16 protein-coding genes and 2 pseudogenes are annotated in these 16,012 nt (G+C 72.1%); 14 read left to right on the forward strand and 4 right to left on the reverse strand.

The features are described from left to right. A partial coding sequence (locus MTQ10_RS17325) for a pyridoxamine 5'-phosphate oxidase family protein (RefSeq protein ID WP_247469028.1) occupies positions 1-590 on the reverse strand: 590 nt, incomplete at its 3' end. A 231-nt stretch (positions 591-821) separates the two neighbouring features. Between MTQ10_RS17325 and argH the strand changes: the two genes are divergently transcribed. The 4 genes from argH to MTQ10_RS17345 all read left to right on the forward strand — a co-directional run bounded on the left by argH (position 822) and on the right by MTQ10_RS17345 (position 5,526). Beyond that, positions 822-2,249 carry an argininosuccinate lyase gene (gene argH, locus MTQ10_RS17330; RefSeq protein WP_247469030.1) on the forward strand — a complete coding sequence of 476 codons (1,428 nt, stop codon included), beginning with the start codon at positions 822-824 and terminating at the stop codon, positions 2,247-2,249. Positions 2,250-2,375: 126 nt separating this feature from the next. Next, positions 2,376-3,350 (forward strand): aldo/keto reductase, encoded by a 975-nt coding sequence (locus MTQ10_RS17335; RefSeq protein WP_247469032.1) that lies wholly within the window; start codon positions 2,376-2,378, stop codon positions 3,348-3,350. Between the two features lie 104 nt (positions 3,351-3,454). After that, positions 3,455-4,006, forward strand: a complete 552-nt coding sequence (locus tag MTQ10_RS17340; protein WP_247469034.1) for a TetR/AcrR family transcriptional regulator — start codon at positions 3,455-3,457, stop codon at positions 4,004-4,006. Next, positions 4,003-5,526 (forward strand): MFS transporter, encoded by a 1,524-nt coding sequence (locus MTQ10_RS17345; protein WP_247469036.1) that lies wholly within the window; start codon positions 4,003-4,005, stop codon positions 5,524-5,526. The genes MTQ10_RS17340 and MTQ10_RS17345 overlap by 4 nt, the downstream gene beginning before the upstream one ends. Before the next feature lie 167 nt (positions 5,527-5,693). Here the strand turns inward: MTQ10_RS17345 and MTQ10_RS17350 are convergent, their stop codons facing one another. Then, positions 5,694-6,368, reverse strand: a complete 675-nt coding sequence (locus MTQ10_RS17350) for a lysophospholipid acyltransferase family protein (RefSeq protein WP_247469037.1) — start codon at positions 6,366-6,368, stop codon at positions 5,694-5,696. Positions 6,369-6,814: 446 nt separating this feature from the next. Here MTQ10_RS17350 and MTQ10_RS17355 point away from each other — a divergent pair. The 3 genes and pseudogenes from MTQ10_RS17355 to MTQ10_RS17365 form a co-directional block, all read left to right on the forward strand. Further along, a pseudogene (locus MTQ10_RS17355) lies at positions 6,815-7,252 on the forward strand (glycerophosphodiester phosphodiesterase family protein); the annotation flags it as partial. Positions 7,253-7,371: 119 nt separating this feature from the next. Further along, a complete protein-coding gene (locus MTQ10_RS17360; protein WP_247469039.1) occupies positions 7,372-7,869 on the forward strand; it encodes a sigma-70 family RNA polymerase sigma factor in 498 nt (165 codons plus the stop codon). Between the two features lie 57 nt (positions 7,870-7,926). Then, positions 7,927-8,424, forward strand: a complete 498-nt coding sequence (locus MTQ10_RS17365; RefSeq protein WP_247469041.1) for a GNAT family N-acetyltransferase — start codon at positions 7,927-7,929, stop codon at positions 8,422-8,424. Here MTQ10_RS17365 and MTQ10_RS17370 read toward each other — a convergent pair. Then, complete coding sequence (locus MTQ10_RS17370) at positions 8,414-8,815, reverse strand: hypothetical protein (RefSeq protein ID WP_282612280.1); 402 nt, start codon at positions 8,813-8,815, stop codon at positions 8,414-8,416. The genes MTQ10_RS17365 and MTQ10_RS17370 overlap by 11 nt on opposite strands. Before the next feature lie 49 nt (positions 8,816-8,864). Continuing rightward, positions 8,865-9,224 (reverse strand): hypothetical protein, encoded by a 360-nt coding sequence (locus MTQ10_RS17375; protein WP_247469045.1) that lies wholly within the window; start codon positions 9,222-9,224, stop codon positions 8,865-8,867. 78 nt (positions 9,225-9,302) lie between these two features. Here MTQ10_RS17375 and MTQ10_RS17380 point away from each other — a divergent pair, with 78 nt between their 5' ends. The 7 genes and pseudogenes from MTQ10_RS17380 to MTQ10_RS17410 all read left to right on the forward strand — a co-directional run. Continuing rightward, on the forward strand, positions 9,303-9,953 hold the full coding sequence (locus tag MTQ10_RS17380; RefSeq protein WP_247469048.1) for an HAD-IA family hydrolase: 651 nt from the start codon (positions 9,303-9,305) through the stop codon (positions 9,951-9,953). Between the two features lie 376 nt (positions 9,954-10,329). Continuing rightward, positions 10,330-11,370 carry a methionine ABC transporter ATP-binding protein gene (locus MTQ10_RS17385; protein WP_247469050.1) on the forward strand — a complete coding sequence of 347 codons (1,041 nt, stop codon included), beginning with the start codon at positions 10,330-10,332 and terminating at the stop codon, positions 11,368-11,370. Then, the gene (locus tag MTQ10_RS17390; RefSeq protein WP_247469052.1) at positions 11,367-12,110 is read left to right on the forward strand and encodes a methionine ABC transporter permease; all 744 of its coding nucleotides are present in this window, start codon (positions 11,367-11,369) and stop codon (positions 12,108-12,110) included. The genes MTQ10_RS17385 and MTQ10_RS17390 overlap by 4 nt, the downstream gene beginning before the upstream one ends. Positions 12,111-12,223: 113 nt before the next feature. After that, positions 12,224-13,048: a MetQ/NlpA family ABC transporter substrate-binding protein gene (locus MTQ10_RS17395; protein WP_247469055.1), complete on the forward strand. Its 825-nt coding sequence runs from the start codon at positions 12,224-12,226 to the stop codon at positions 13,046-13,048. 141 nt (positions 13,049-13,189) lie between these two features. Then, positions 13,190-13,828 (forward strand): GNAT family N-acetyltransferase, encoded by a 639-nt coding sequence (locus tag MTQ10_RS17400; protein WP_247469057.1) that lies wholly within the window; start codon positions 13,190-13,192, stop codon positions 13,826-13,828. A gap of 88 nt (positions 13,829-13,916) precedes the next feature. Then, positions 13,917-15,128, forward strand: coding sequence for a precorrin-6y C5,15-methyltransferase (decarboxylating) subunit CbiE (gene cbiE / locus MTQ10_RS17405; RefSeq protein WP_247469060.1), 1,212 nt, complete (start codon positions 13,917-13,919; stop codon positions 15,126-15,128). 348 nt (positions 15,129-15,476) lie between these two features. Beyond that, positions 15,477-16,012, forward strand: a pseudogene (locus tag MTQ10_RS17410) (nicotinate-nucleotide--dimethylbenzimidazole phosphoribosyltransferase); the annotation flags it as partial.

Genomic DNA, 16,012 nt, shown 5'->3' on the forward strand with positions numbered 1-16,012 from the left:
GCGGACGGAGGTGCGGGCGGCAGCGGGAGGGGGAGCCCCGGCAGTCCGTCGATGCTCGTCGCGACGTGCTCCTTGTTCTCGAAGTACGTGTTGAGGGAGGCGTCGTCCTCGCGGGCGAAGCGCTTGCCGTGCAGATCGCGGTCGGCCTCGTACGCCATGAACGGCACCGCGAACCCGCAGGTGTCCCGGACGAGGTCGGCGTGGACGACGATGATCGCGCGCAGTCCGTGCTGCGTGGGGTCGATCTCGGGGAAGCGGGCGAGGAGGCCGGGGAAGCGGGGGTCGTCGCGGAAGACGGGTTCGCCGCGGCCGTGCACGCGGACGATGTTCGGCGGTCCCTGGAAGGCGCACCACATCAGGGTGATCCGTCCGTTCTCCCGCAGGTGCGCGATGGTCTCCGCGTTGGAGCCGGCGAAGTCCAGGTAGGCGACGGTGCGTTCGTCGAGGACGGCCAGCGAGCCCTTCAGGCCCTTGGGGGAGAGGTTGACGGTGCCGTCGCCGGAGAGCGGTGCCGTCGCCGTGAAGAAGACCGGCTGCTGTTCGATGAAGGCGCGGAGCCGGCCTTCGATGCGCTCGTATGTCTTTCCCATGGCAGCGAGTATCCGGCGAAGTTATTTCGCCTGTCTAATGAATAGCCGCCTCCGTTTGCGGGGGCGTGCACCCGGTGGCCGTCGGCGTGATCCTGGGCCGGTGGGCATGCTCGGCTCGGGTCCGGCCGCAGGTCCGCCGTCGCGGCCCACCGGCGGGTCCGATTGACGAATCATGCAGGCCTCTGCATAATCATGCATCACCCGTCCTCCACACCCACATAGGAGACGCAAGTGAGCAGCAACAGCGGCGACGTACGGCTCTGGGGCGGCCGTTTCGCCGACGGTCCCGCCGAGGCCCTGGCCAAGCTGTCCGCGTCCGTCCACTTCGACTGGCGGCTCGCCCCCTACGACATCGCCGGGTCCCGCGCCCACGCGCGCGTGCTGCACAAGGCGGGGCTCCTCACCGACGACGAACTCACCCGCATGATCGCCGGCCTCGACCAGCTGGAGGCCGACGTCGCCGCCGGCACCTTCACCGGCACCATCGCCGACGAGGACGTCCACACCGCCCTCGAGCGCGGCCTGCTGGAGCGCCTCGGCCCCGACCTCGGCGGCAAGCTGCGCGCCGGCCGGTCCCGCAACGACCAGGTCGCCACCCTCTTCCGGATGTATCTGCGGGACCATGCCCGGATCATCGGCGGTCTCGTCGCCGACCTCCAGGAGGCCCTGATCGGCCTCGCCGAGGCCCACCCGGACGTGGCCATGCCCGGCCGCACCCACCTTCAGCACGCCCAGCCCGTGCTCTTCGCCCACCATGTCCTCGCCCATGTCCAGGCCCTGTCCCGGGACGCCGAGCGGCTGCGGCAGTGGGACGAGCGCACCGCCGTCTCCCCGTACGGCTCCGGCGCCCTCGCCGGTTCCTCCCTGGGCCTCGACCCGGAGGCCGTCGCGAAGGAACTCGGCTTCGAGCACGGCAGCGTCGGCAACTCCATCGACGGCACCGCCTCCCGCGACTTCGTCGCGGAGTTCGCCTTCGTCACCGCGATGATCGGCGTCAACGTCTCCCGGATCGCCGAGGAGATCATCATCTGGAACACGAAGGAGTTCTCCTTCGTCACGCTGCACGACGCGTTCTCCACCGGCTCGTCGATCATGCCGCAGAAGAAGAACCCGGACATCGCCGAGCTGGCGCGCGGCAAGTCCGGCCGCCTCATCGGCAACCTGACCGGCCTGATGGCGACGCTGAAGGCCCTCCCGCTCGCGTACAACCGCGACCTTCAGGAGGACAAGGAGCCGGTCTTCGACTCCATCGACCAGCTGGAGGTCCTGCTGCCGGCCTTCACCGGCATGATGGCCACGCTCACCGTCCACCGGGAGCGCATGGAGGAGCTGGCCCCCGCCGGGTTCTCCCTCGCCACCGACATCGCCGAATGGCTGGTGAAGCAGGGCGTGCCGTTCCGTGTCGCCCACGAGGTCGCCGGCGAGTGCGTGAAGGCCGCCGAGGCCGAGGGCAAGGAGCTGGACGAGCTGACCGACGAGCAGTTCGCGAAGATCTCCGCGCACCTCACCCCGGAGGTGCGGACCGTGCTGAACGTGCCGGGCGCCCTGGCCTCCCGCGACGGGCGCGGCGGTACGGCGCCCGGTGCCGTCGCCGTCCAGCTCGCCGAGGTCAAGGCCGACCTGGCCGCCCAGCGGGCCTGGGTCACCGCGCGGAGCTGACCCGCCCCGAGCCGTCCGGTGCCGCCGAGTGGTGTCCCCACCCGGCGGCACCGCCGTACGCGCCCCGGCGTGATCGGGGAGGCCTTAGGTTGGAACCGGCCCGATCCCGACCCCGCTGGAGCCGCGATGTCCCTCGCCCGTCTCGCCTCGGTCACCACCCCCACCGCCCACCTCGGCTTCGGGCTCGCCGCCGTCGGACGGCCCGGGTACATCACCCTCGGCCGGGACCGGGACCTGCCCGCCGAGCGGACCGTCGAGGCCCTGCGCGAGCGCACCCACCAGCTTCTCGACGCCGCGTACGCGCAGGGTGTGCGGTACTTCGACGCCGCCCGCTCCTACGGGCGCTCCGAGGAGTTCCTCGCCGACTGGCTGCGCTCCCGGACCGGCCTCGACGACATCGTCGTCGGCAGCAAATGGGGGTACACCTACACCGCCGGCTGGTCCACGGACGCCGAGCGGCACGAGGTGAAGGACCACGGTCTCGCCACGTACGAACGGCAGCGCGGCGAGACCGACGCCCTGCTCGGCGACCGGCTCGACCTGTACCAGATCCACTCCGTCACCCCGGACAGCCCCGCGCTCACCGACCGAGCCCTGCACGCCCGGCTCGCCGAGTCCGCCGCCGAGCGTGGCGTCACCGTCGGTTTCTCCACCAGCGGCCCTTCCCAGGCCGACGCCATCCGCGCCGCGCTCGCCGTGACCGTCGACGGTGAGCCTCTGTTCCGGGCCGTGCAGTCCACGTACAACGTGCTGGAGACCTCGGCCGGGCCGGCCCTCGCCGAGGCCCATGACGCGGGCCTCACGGTGATCGTCAAGGAGGGCATGGCGAACGGGCGGCTCGCCGAGGCCCACGCGCCCGACGCCCTGAGGGCCGTCGCCCGCGAGACGGGGCTCGGCTGCGACGCCGTCGCCCTGGCCTACGTACTGTGCCGCCCCTGGGCGGGTGTCGTCCTGTCCGGTGCCGCCACCGTCGAGCAGCTCGCGTCCAACCTCCACGCACCCGCCGTCGACCTCTCCGACGAGCACATGGACGCCCTCGCCGCCCTGGCGGAGGAGCCGCGCGCCTACTGGGAGCGGCGGGGGCAGCTGCCCTGGCACTGAGGGCGGCCCTCGGACCTCCCCGCCGTATGAGACACGCGCCCTCCGTATGAGACGTACACGCTCTGCATGAGACATCCATGTCTCACTTGGGGTACGCTCGTCTCATGGCCGTCGACCGTGACCACGTACTCCGCACCGCCGCCGCCCTGCTGACCCGCAGATCCACCGCGACCATGGACGAGGTCGCCAAGGCGGCCGGGATCAGCCGTGCCACCCTGCACCGGCAGTTCGCCGGGCGGGACGCGCTCGTGCGGGCGCTGGAGTCCCTCGGCATCTCCGAGTGCGAGGCAGCGCTGGGACGGGCCCGACTCGACGAGGGGCCCGCCGCCGAGGCCGTCCGCCGGCTGGTGCGGGAGATCGAGCCGTCCGCGGGCCTGCTCGCCTTTCTCTACAGCGAGAACCAGCTGTTCGAGGGCGAGGAGCAGAACGCGGGCTGGGAGCGCATCGACGCCCGCGTCACCGCGCTGTTCCGGCGCGGCCAGGACAGCGGCGAGTTCCGGATCGATCTCTCGCCCGCCTGGCTCACCGAGGCGCTGTACGGCCTGCTCGCCGCGGGCGCCTGGTCGGTGCTCGACGGCAAGGTCGCCCGCAACGACTTCACCTTCATGATCGCTGAGCTGTTGCTCGGCGGCGCACTGAGAAGAGAGGAATCATGACCAGCACCGTGCAGCCGGCCCTCACGAGCGAGGCGGTGAAGCGTCCGGGCCGCTGGCTCGCGCTGGGCGTCCTCGTGCTGGCCGTGCTGCTGGTGGCCGTCGACGCGACCGTCCTCGGCCTCGCGACCCCCTACATCAGTGAGGACCTCAAGCCCTCCGGCACCCAGCTGCTGTGGATCGGCGACGTCTACTCCTTCGTCATCGCCGGTCTGCTCGTCTCCATGGGCAGCCTCGGCGACCGCATCGGCCGCAAGCGCATCCTGCTCGGCGGCGCCACCGCGTTCGGTGTGATCTCCGTGCTCAACGCCTACGCGACCAGCCCCGAGATGATGATCTTCGCACGGGCCCTGCTCGGTGTCGCCGGCGCGACCCTGATGCCCGCGACCCTCGCCCTGATCCGCAACCTCTTCCACGACCCGCGCGAGCGCAGCCTCGCCGTCGGCGTCTGGGGTGCCGCCGCCTCCGCCGGCACGGCCGTCGGACCCGTCGTGGGCGGCTTCCTGCTGGAGCACTTCTGGTGGGGCTCGGTCTTCCTCATCAACCTGCCCGTGATGGTCGTGCTCGTCCTCGTCGGCATCCGACTGCTGCCCGAATCGCGGAACCCGCGTCCCGGCCCGTGGGATCTGCCCAGTGTGCTGCTGTCCCTCGTCGGCATGATCGCCCTCGTGTACGCCGTCAAGGAGGCCGCCGCGCACGGCTTGGCCTGGACCGCGCTGGCCGCGGGCCTGCTCGGCGCGGGCGCGCTGTACGGGTTCGTGCGCCGGCAGTTCGCCCTGCCCGCACCCCTGCTGGACATGCGGCTGTTCCGCGGACGTGGGTTCAGCGGTGCCGTCCTCGCCGACCTGCTGACCGTGTTCGGCCTGTCCGGGCTGGTGTTCTTCCTCTCCCAGTTCCTGCAACTGGTGCAGGGCCGGAGCCCGTTCCAGGCCGGTCTCGCCGAACTGCCCGCCGCGATCGGCGCGGTGGCGGCCGGACTCGTCGCCGGGCGCGCCGCCCGCCGCTTCTCGGTGCGTGCCGTCGTCTCCGGCGGTCTCGCCGCCGTCGGTCTGGCACTGGGCGCGCTGACCCTGCTGGGCGAGCGGACCGGCTACCCGGTGCTCGGCGCCGCCCTGCTGGTCGTCGGTCTCGGCGCCGGGTTCTCCTTCACGGTCACCGCCGACGTCATCCTCGCCGGTGTGCCCAAGGAGCAGGCGGGTGCCGCGTCCGCGGTGTCGGAGACGGCGTACGAACTCGGCGCGGCCCTCGGCATCGCCGTGCTCGGCTCCGTCGTGACGGGTGTCTACCGCGACTTCGCCGCCCCGGCCGGCACCCCGGCCGAGGCCCGCGAGTCGCTGGGCGGAGCCGTCGAGGCAGCCCACGCGCTGCCGGGCGGGACCGCCGACGCGCTGCTGTCCTCCGCGCGGGAGGCCTTCGTCCACGGCCTTTCCCTCGCCTCCGGCGTGGGTGCCGTGGTGCTGCTGGCGACGGCGGTGGCGGCCTGGTTCATGCTCCGCGGGCAGCACCTCGACGGCCGGATGTGACCCGGCCCCCTGTCGAGGAGACGCACGGTCCGGGAAACACGCCGCCCCCGCCGTCCTGACACCGGGACGACGGGGGCCGCGGTGCACCCGGAGGGGGCCGACCCGGACAGCCCGCGGGGCCTCCGGGAGCGGCGCACGCCCGCCGAGGATGCGCGTCGGCCGAGGCCTTACGCGGCTTCCTTCGCCTTGCTCGCGTACATGTCCACGTACTCCTGCCCCGACAGCCGCATCACCTCGGCCATCACCGAGTCCGTCACGGCCCGCAGGACATAGCGGTCGCGGTCCATCCCGTCGTACCGGGAGAACTCCATCGGCTCGCCGAACCGCACGGTCACCTTGTGCGGCCGGGGGATGCCCGCACCGCTCGGCTGGATCTTGTCCGTGCCGATCATCGCGAACGGCACCACCGGCGCCCCGGTCATCAGCGTCAGCCGGGCGATGCCGGTACGGCCCCGGTAGAGGCGGCCGTCGGGGGAGCGGGTGCCCTCGGGGTAGATGCCGAAGACCTTGCCCTCCTCCAGCACCCGGCGCCCCGTCATCAGCGCGGCGACACCGCCCCGGCCGCCGTCCCGGTCGACCGGGATCATGCCGACGCCGGTGAAGAACCACGCCATCAGCCGACCCTTGAGGCCCTTGCCGGTGACGTACTCGTCCTTGCCGATGAAGAAGACCTGACGGTCGCAGACCAGCGGCAGGATCATCGAGTCCATGAACGTCAGATGATTGCCGGCGAGGATCACCGGACCGTCGCCCGGGATGTGCTCCGCGCCTTCCACCTGTGGGCGGAACATCAGGCGCATGATCGGGCCGAGCACTGCCTTGATGATCGCGAAGCGGGACAACGGGCCCTCCGGTGTCAAGGGTTTTCGATATCAGTCTGTGCAGGTGAGGACGATACTCGTGGACCCCGGTCCCGCGCACACCGGGTTCATCGATGTCTTACGCACTGTTGACCTGGGTTCACCTGCGAGGCGGTCCCGCAACCGCCGCGTGACCCGCCCGCCGCGGGCAGGACGAGCCGCCCGGCGTCCCGGCGCCGGGACCGGGAGTATCGGTGATCGGGTGCCCGCCGGGCCCGGGTCCATGCCGGCGCGTCGTCAGGACACGCCGCACGCACGTCGTCCGCCGTGCCCTGACGTTCCCGGCGCAGCCTCACTTTGGTCATGTCCACGCCGCCACCGTCGCCGCGCCGGAGCACCACGGCCGGCAGGAGGACGCCGATGGGAACGCACGAGTCGCACAGCGCGCACAGGCCGGAGGGCCCACGGGCGGCACCGCCTGACGGGCCCTGCTCGGCGCCGCCGTCCTGAGCGCCGGGGGAGCGGTCCTGGGACTGCCCGGCACGGCACAAGCCGCGCAGACCAAGCAGACCGCGCGGACCGCGCCGGGCACGGGCGGCGGACGCGGGCTGAAGGGCCTGCCCCGCCCGACGGTCATCGGACACCGCGGCGCCGGCGGCTACCGCCCCGGACACACCCTCGGCTCCTACCGGCTCGCCCTCGACCCGGGCGCCGACATCGTCGAGGCCGGCGACCCGGCCCCCACCCGGGACGGGCATCTCGTCTGCCGGCACGAGCCGGAGACCGGCGGCACCACGGACGTCGCCGACCACCCCGGGTTCGCCGACCGCCGCACCACCGAGGTCATCGACGGCGTCCCCGTCACCGGCTGGTTCACCGAGGACTTCACCCTCGTCGAGCTGAAGCGGCTGCGCGCCGTCGAACGCGACAACCCGGACACCGGACGGCTGGCCCGCGAGGCACACGTCAACCGCTGATCCACCCCTTGGGGTGACGCCGCGGCCGGCCCGGCAACCCCGCCCGGGCACGCCGCGTCGTCCCGCACATGGACCCCCACCCGCTGCTCGCCACCCTGCACCCGCTGCTCGCCGCCGAGGCCCGGGCGCAGACCCACGGCGACGGAACCGACCCCGCCGACCTCGAACAGACCGTGTGGCTTCGGCTGCTGGAGCGCCTCGCCGGCGACGGCCCGCCGGCCGACCCGCCCGGCTGGCTGCGCCGCGCCGTCCGCGCCGAGGCCCGCCGCGCCCGCCGCACCGCGCGCAGCGAACGGCCGTACGCCGCCGAACCCGCCGACGACCCCTGCCACGGCCCCGAACACCTCGCGCTCGCCTCCGCCGCCCGCCGTGCCCTGCGCGACGCCGCGCGCCGACTGCCCGGCCGCTGCCCCTCCCTGGTCGAGGCGCTGCTGTCGCCGAGGGAGCTCACCTACCGGGAGATCGCGGGCGAGTTGGGTATCTCACAGGGCTCGCTGGGGCCGGAACGTTCCAGATGTCTGGGATGTCTGCGTCGTTTGCTCACATCGGAGGTTGCGGCCCGCTGAGCGCGGGGATAGGAGTGGGGGACCATAGGTGATCAGGTGAGCGGGAGGCATGCGCACATGGGCATGAGCGTGACCATCTCGGCGGCGACCGGGCAGGACGCGGAGCAGATCTTCAGGCTCCAGTACCTGTGCTTCCAGAGCGAGGCGGCGCTGTACGGCAACTACCGCATCGACCCGCTCGTCCAGACCCTCGACGCGGTCCGTGCCGAGGTCGCCTCCGACTGCGTCTTCGTGGCCAGGCTCGGCGACGAGGTCGTCGGCTCGGTCCGGGGCAGCGTCGGCGAGGACGGCGTGGCCTCCATCGGCAAGCTCTGCGTCCACCCCCGTCTTCAGGGGCACGGCATCGGCGCCCGCCTGCTGCGCGCCGTCGAGACCGCCCTCACCGAGGAGCGCGGCGCCAAGCTCTTCCGTCTGCGGGCCGGTCACCGCAGCGAGGGCAATCTGCGTCTGTACCGGCGCGTGGGCTACCAGCGGGTGGACACGGTCGAGGGCGCCGACGGCGTCCGCATGATCGTCCTGGAGAAGGCGGCCGGGGCGTACGCCGCTACGGCGTGACCGTGTCCCCGGCGCCGTTGCCGTCGCCGTCGTCCGTGCGGCTGCGGCGCAGCCAGTACAGCGCGGTCAGCGGCAGCAGCACGGGGATGAAGACGTACCCCATGCCGTAGTCGGACCACACCGTCGCGTCGGGGAAGGCCGACGGCTCCAGCAGGGTCCAGGTGCCGACGATCAGCACACCGGCCAGTTCGGCGGCGCAGCACAGCTGTGCCGCCCGGCGGGCCCGCTCACCGCCGCGCACCAGCGAGTACGTGATGAACCCGTACACCACGCCCGCCACCGCCGACAGTGTGTAGGCGAGCGGCGCCCGGCCGAAGTCGGTGACGATCTGGTACGCCGAGCGTGACACCGCGCCGACCACCATCACGCCGTAGAACCACACCAGCAGCATGCCGGGGCCGCTGATGAGCCGCTTCGGCCTCTCCCGCACCGTCGTCACCTCAGCCTCCCCAGATGTCGTAGAGCCGCACTTCGAGCACGGCCAGCACGATCCCGCCGGCCGCCACCGTCACCGAGCCCCACCGGGTCCGCTCGGCCAGCGACATGAAGCCCGCCGCCGGGACGCACGCGAAGGCCCCCAGCAGATACGCCACGAAGATCGTCGTGCCCTGCTCCGGCTTCTCGCCCCGCGCCAGCTGCACGACCCCGATCACCAGCTGGATCAGTGCCAGCACCGAGACGACGGCCATCCCGATGAAGTGCCAGTCCTTCGTGGGCTGGTCACGGTAGGCCGCCCAGCCGCACCACGCGGCGAGCAGGAGCGCGGCGACACCGGTCACCAGCGTCAGGGCATCAAGCATGCAGTGACCTTATTACGGGGCGGCCCGGACACCTCCGCCGGGCCAGGGGTCTAGACCTCTTGGCGTAGGGTCGATGGTATGCACATCCATGCGCAGGCCCTCCTCTTCGACAACGACGGCACCCTCGTCTCCTCCCTTGCCTCCGTCCGGCGCTGCTGGACCCGCTGGGCGGTGGAGTACGGCATCACCGCGGAGGCGTTCGCGCGCGTCCCCCTGCACGGTCGGCCCGCCGCCGAGATCATCGCCGACCTGCTGCCCGCCGCCCTCGTCCCCGAGGCGGTCGCCCGCGTCGAGCAGCTCGAGGTGGAGGACGTGCCCGGCGGGGGAGTGGAGCTGCTGCCCGGCACCCGTGCCCTCCTCGACGCCCTGCCCCCCGAGCGCTGGGCCGTCGTCACCTCCGCCACCCGCCGCCTCGCCGAGGCCCGCCTCGACGCCGTCGGTATCCTGCCCAAGACGCTCGTCGCCGCCGACGACATCACCCGCGGCAAGCCCGACCCCGAGCCCTATCTGCTGGCCGCCCGCCGCCTCGGCGCCGACCCCGCCCGCTGCGTCGTCTTCGAGGACGCCCCCGCGGGCCTCGCCGCCGGCCGGGCCGCCGGCATGACCACCGTGGCGTTGGCCACAACCCACCCCGCCCACGAACTGGACGCGGATCTCGTCGTCGACGACCTGTCCGCCTTGTCCGCACTGGTCACCGTCACCGGTGTGGAGATCTCCCTCCGCCCCTGACCGGCACCCGCACCCGTCCATCGCTGTCCACTATCCGGACAGCGGTGACCGGTCAGGAGCGTCCGTCTGCTTTACTGATCGCATGACCACGACGAGCAGCCGCATCCCTGCGACCGAGGCGACCATGACGCCCGGTGCTCGTTGTATGTGTCGAATGTGCGCCTTCTAGAGGGCCCCTGCACCACCTGAGCCTCGCGCCCCGAAGCGAGCCGCCGTGGCACGTCCGTACGGCCCGTTCCGTACGTGACGCACGCCGCCCCGCGCACCTGTTCTCCCCCGGTTCCACGCCACAGCGAGAACCGTGCCGCGTTCCCGACCGAATGCACCCCGCACGGGCACACCTGCGCCCGCGCACTCGACAGTGACGGAAACCCCAGTGATCACCACATCGGGCCTGAGCAAGGTCTACCGCTCCCGCGGCCGAGAGGTCACCGCGCTGGACGGCGTCGACCTCCACGTCCGCGAAGGCGAGGTCTTCGGCGTCATCGGCCAGTCCGGCGCCGGCAAGTCCTCCCTCATCCGCTGCATCAACCTGCTGGAGCGCCCCACCGCCGGCACCGTGACCGTCGACGGGCAGGACCTCACCGCCCTCGCCGGCCGCGGCCCCCGCGCCGGACGCGAACTGCGGCGCGCCCGCAGCCGTATCGGCATGGTTTTCCAGCACTTCAACCTGCTCTCCTCGCGGACCGTCCAGGACAACGTCGAACTGCCCCTGGAGATCCTCGGCAAGTCGGGCAGGCAACGGTCCGCCAAGGCGCTGGAACTCCTCGACCTCGTCGGCCTCGCCGACAAGGCGAGCGCCTACCCCGCCCAGCTCTCCGGCGGCCAGAAGCAGCGCGTCGGCATCGCCCGCGCCCTCGCCGGCGACCCCAAGGTGCTGCTGTCCGACGAGGCCACCAGCGCCCTCGACCCGGAGACCACCCGCTCCATCCTCCAGCTGCTGCGCGACCTCAACCGGCAGCTCGGCCTCACCGTCCTGCTCATCACCCACGAGATGGACGTCGTGAAGTCGGTCTGCGACTCGGCCGCCCTCATGGAGAAGGGCCGCATCGTCGAGTCCGGCACCGTCAGCGAACTGCTCGCCACCCCCGGCTCCGAGCTGGCCGCCGCACTGTTCCCGATCGGCGGCGAGGCCACCGGCGACGACCGCACGGTCGTCGACGTCACCTTCCACGGCGACGCCGCCACCCAGCCCGTCATCTCGCAGCTGTCCCGCACCTACAACATCGACATCTCCATCCTCGGCGCCGCCATCGACACCGTCGGCGGCCTCCAGGTCGGCCGGATGCGCATCGAACTGCCCGGCCGCTACGAGGACAACGTCGTGCCCATCGGGTTCCTGCGCGAACAGGGCCTGCAGATCGACGTCCTGGGCTCCGACGCGACGCCCGCGCTGGTGAAGGAAGGTGCCAAGTGACCTGGTCCGAGATGCAGCCCCTGCTGTCCCAGGCCTGTTGGGACACCCTCTACATGGTCGGCTGGTCCACCGTCATCGCCGTCGTCGGCGGACTGCCGCTCGGCCTGCTCCTCGTCCTCACCGACAAGGGCGGACTGCTGCAGAACGTCGTCGCGAACAAGGTCATCGGGCAGATCGTGAACATCGCCCGGTCGATGCCGTTCATCATCCTGATGGTCGCGCTGATGACCTTCACCCGCTGGATCACCGGCACCACCATCGGCCGCGAGGCCGCCATCGTGCCGCTCGCCATCGGCGCCATCCCGTTCTTCGCGCGCCTCGTCGAGATGTCCGTCCGCGAAGTGGACAGCGGACTCGTCGAGGCCGTGCAGTCCATGGGCGGCAGCACCTGGAAGGTCGTCCGCAGCGTTCTCGTCCCCGAAGCGCTGCCCTCCCTGATCTCCGGCACCACCACCACGGTCATCGCCCTCATCGGCTACTCCGCCATGGCCGGCACGGTCGGCGCCGGCGGCCTCGGCGACATCGCCATCCGCTACGGCTACCAGCGCTTCGAGACCGGCCTGATGTGGATCACCGTCGCCATCCTCGCGGTCGTCATCTCGGTGCTTCAGTTCGCCGGCGACTTCGCCGCGCGCAGCCTGCACCGCCGCACCGGCCGCTCCGCAGGACTGCTCCTCTTCCGCCCCCTGCGCGGCGTCTTCGCCGGCACCGCAGCCGCGGACGCTGTCCGCAAGGGCTGACAGCGGCGCCGGCACCGCCGCCCGGTCCGAGAGGTCCGACAGCGCCGGCACCCCCAGAACTCCCCGTCCACCTCACGACGGGGTCGCACCACCCATAAGGAAAGGCACTTTTCGTGCGTAACACCGCCAAGATCACCACCGCCGTCCTCGCCGCCGGAGCCCTCACCCTCGGCCTCACCGCCTGCGGCTCGGACAAGGACTCCGCCTCCACCGACGGCCCGCTCGTCGTCGCCGCCAGCCCGGTCCCGCACGCCGAGATCCTCCACTACGTCAAGGACAACCTGGCGAAGAAGGCCGGCCTCGACCTGGAGGTCAAGGAGTTCACCGACTACGTCACCCCCAACACGGCGACGGAGGACGGCTCGGTGGGCGCCAACTACTTCCAGAACCAGCCGTACCTCGACGACTTCAACAAGAAGAAGGGCACCCACATCGTGCCCGTCGTCACGGTGCACCTGGAGCCGCTCGGCCTCTACTCGCACAAGGTCGAGAAGGCCGACGAGCTGAAGAGCGGTGCGACCGTCGCCGTCCCCAACGACACCGTCAACGAGGCCCGCGCCCTCAAGCTGCTCGCCGCCAACGGGCTCATCACCCTCAAGGACGGCGCCGGCAACGAGGCCACCCCCGCCGACATCGTCAAGAACCCCAAGAACCTCAAGTTCAAGGAGCTGGAGGCGGCCCAGACCCCGCGCTCCCTCGACGACGTCGACGCCGCCGTCATCAACGGCAACTACGCCATCGAGTCCGACCTCAAGCCCGCGAAGGACGCCCTCGTCCTGGAGTCCGCGAAGGACAACCCCTACGGCAACTTCCTCGCCGTGAAGAAGGGCAACGAGAACGACCCCCGCGTCAAGAAGCTCGCCGAACTGCTCACCTCCCCCGAGGTGAAGAAGTTCATCGAGGACAAGTACGCGGGCTCCGTCATCGCCTCCTTCTGACCCGACCGGACCGCACGAGGGGTCCGCTCCCGCGCCGGGAGTGGACCCCGTTGTGCGATTCAGTGGTTACATGCTGCATGCTGGGCAGTTCAGCAGACCTGACGGTCTCGCAGGTTTCTCCCGAGGGTTACGGAGTGGCGCATGACTGGCACCTTCCCCACCATCTCCATCAGCACGGAGCGGTTGGTGCTGCGTCCCCTCGACGTGGACGACGTGCCGGCCCTCGCCGAGATGATGAACGACGAACAGGTCGCCGCCTGGACCGATGTGCCCCGGCCGTTCACCGAGGACGCCGCCCGCCACTGGGTCACCCGGCACGCGCCCGCCGAACGCACCGCGGGCCACGGCCTCGACCTCGCCGTCACCGAGTTCCTCACCCAGCGGCTCGTCGGCGTCGTCCAGCTCACCCGCACCAACTGGCACGTGCGCTCCACCGAACTGTCGTACGTCATCGCCCCCTGGGCACGCGGCGAGGGCTACGCCTCCGAGGCCGCGCTCGCCACCGCCCACTGGCTCTTCAGCGACCAGGCCTTCGAACGCATCGAGCTGCGCACCGCCGCCGACAACACCGCCGCCCAGCAGGTCGCCCAGAAGATCGGCTGCATCAGCGAGGGCGTCCTGCGCAACGCCTGCATAGCCCACGTCCGCACCGAGGACGGCACCTGGACCGATGTGCGCACCGACTACATCGTGTGGAGCCTCCTCCCGGAGGACATGGAGGGCACCGACGAGCAGTTCGCCGACGTCGGGGGCTTCGCCACGTACGCGGACTGGAACTGAGCGCACGCCGGCCACGGGGTAGGCTCGAAGTCCCACCCGCCGATCCACACCCCTGACGACCTGCGCGAACACCTGGAGACTGACAACGATGGCCGACCGGGTCACGGTGATCGGCTGGGACGGCTCGCCACTGACCGCGACGGCACGCGCCGCCCTGGGCGCCGCCACGCTCGTGGCCGGCGCCGCCCACCACCTGGCACTGCCGGAGGTGCCGCCCACCGCCGAACGGATCCGCCTGGGCAGCCTCACCCTCGCCGCCCGCCGCATCGCCGCCCACCGCGGCACCGCCGTCGTCCTCGCCGACGGCGACCCCGGCTTCTTCGGCGTCGTCCGCACCCTGCGCGCACCCGAGTACGGCCTTGAGGTCGAGGTCGTCCCCGCCGTCTCCTCCGTCGCCGCGGCCTTCGCCCGCGCCGGTATGCCCTGGGACGACGCACATGTGGTGGTCGCCCACCCCCGCACCCTGCGACGCGCGGTGAATGTGTGCCGCGCCCACACCAAGGTCGCGGTCCTCACCGCCCCCGGCGCCGGACCCGCCGAACTCGGCCTGCTCCTGGAGGGCGTCCACCGCACCTTCGTCATCTGCGAGGAACTCGGCACCGAGCGCGAACAGGTCACCGTCGTCACCTCCGACAAGGCCGCCGACCACACCTGGCGCGACCCCAACGTCGTCATCGTCGTCGGCGGTCGCATCGGCGCCGCCGAGGGCGGCGGCTGGATCGCGGGCCGCGACCCGTCCGCCGGCCCACGCGGCTGGACCCTCCCCGCCGGCGCCTACGACGGCCCCCTCGGCGAGGGCGAGACACAGCCCCTGCGCGTCGCACAGCTCGCCCGGCTCGGCCCGCGCACCGGCGACCTGGTGTGGGACATCGGCTGCGGCTCCGGCGCCTTCGCCGTCGAGGCCGCCCGCGCCGGCGCCGCCGTCCTCGCCGTCGACCGGGACCCCACGGCCTGCGCCCGCACCGACGCCGCCGCCCGTCGACACGGCGTCCAGCTCCAGATCGTCCACGGCACCGCCCCGCACGTCCTGGAGAACCTGCCCGAACCCGACGTCGTCCGCATCGGCGGAGGCGGGCCCGGCGTGGTCCCCGCCGTCGCCGACCGCCGCCCGCAGCGCATCGTCACCCACGCCGTCACCCGCGACGCCGCCGAACGCGTCGGCCGCGACCTGACCGAACACGGGTACGACGTGGAGTGCTCCCTGCTCCAGTCCGTGGAACTCGACACCCGGCACTGGACCGAGACGGAGCGGAGCGTCGCGTTCCTGCTCAGCGGGGTTCTGCCGGACCGCGCCCCGTGATCCTCTTGTCGTATCGCGCGCGGTAGGCTGGCCGATCGTCGTACCGTATCCGGCCGTCCGGCAGCACGTCGGTCAATGTCCGGAAAACACGCTCCTTTTGAGGGGCGTGGCGGTACGGCAGAACCCGAGGACGCGCAACGTGGCGCAGTCCACAGCGGGCTGTCGCGGATCATGCTGTCGCGACGGGGCAACGGCCACGACAATGCCACTGAATGGCTTTGTCGCCTTTTCCGGGCGGTCGTTCGTGCCGCTGGGCGCGCACGCTCGTTCTTCACTACGGGGCGGTCGGTGCGCCGTTCCGGGTGAGCTGGTCGTAGAGGCACTAACCGATTTGGGCGAGGGGTACGCATGACCGACACCGGCCAGGTCCCGGGCGAGGGGCTGCCGGAGAACGCAGGCACGGTGGATCAGCCGGGCGTCGCCGCGCCCGCTGCGTACTCCCACCACCTCTCCGAGACCACCGCCACCGACGAAGACCTGCTGCTCCCCGGCTCCGGCGGCGCCTGGGGCAACGAAGTGGCGCCGCCCGCCCCCGAGCCGGTCGTCGAGGCCGTGCACGAGCCGGGCCCGCACGAGCTGTCCGGCCGCGACAGCGGCTCCGTCGACCTCGGCGGGGTCCGCCTGCCGAACCCGACGCCGCGGCCCACCGCCCCGACGGTGCCGATCCCGCCGATCACCCCGCGCCGGCCGCTCCACCTGGGCCCGCCGATCCCCGACACCTCCTCCAGCCCGGTCCGCTCGCTCGCCGACCGCGGCCCCGCCGAGGTGCCCGTGCGCCAGCCCGGCCCGCCGACCGTGGGTCCCGAGTACCTGGACGTGCCGCCGGTGCGCGAGGCCGCGCCGCAGGGCGCCGCGCCGTGGGGCGCGGCGGGGCAGGCGGGGCC

Source organism: Streptomyces sp. XM83C, assembly GCF_023072675.1.
Classification (GTDB): domain Bacteria; phylum Actinomycetota; class Actinomycetes; order Streptomycetales; family Streptomycetaceae; genus Streptomyces; species Streptomyces thermocoprophilus.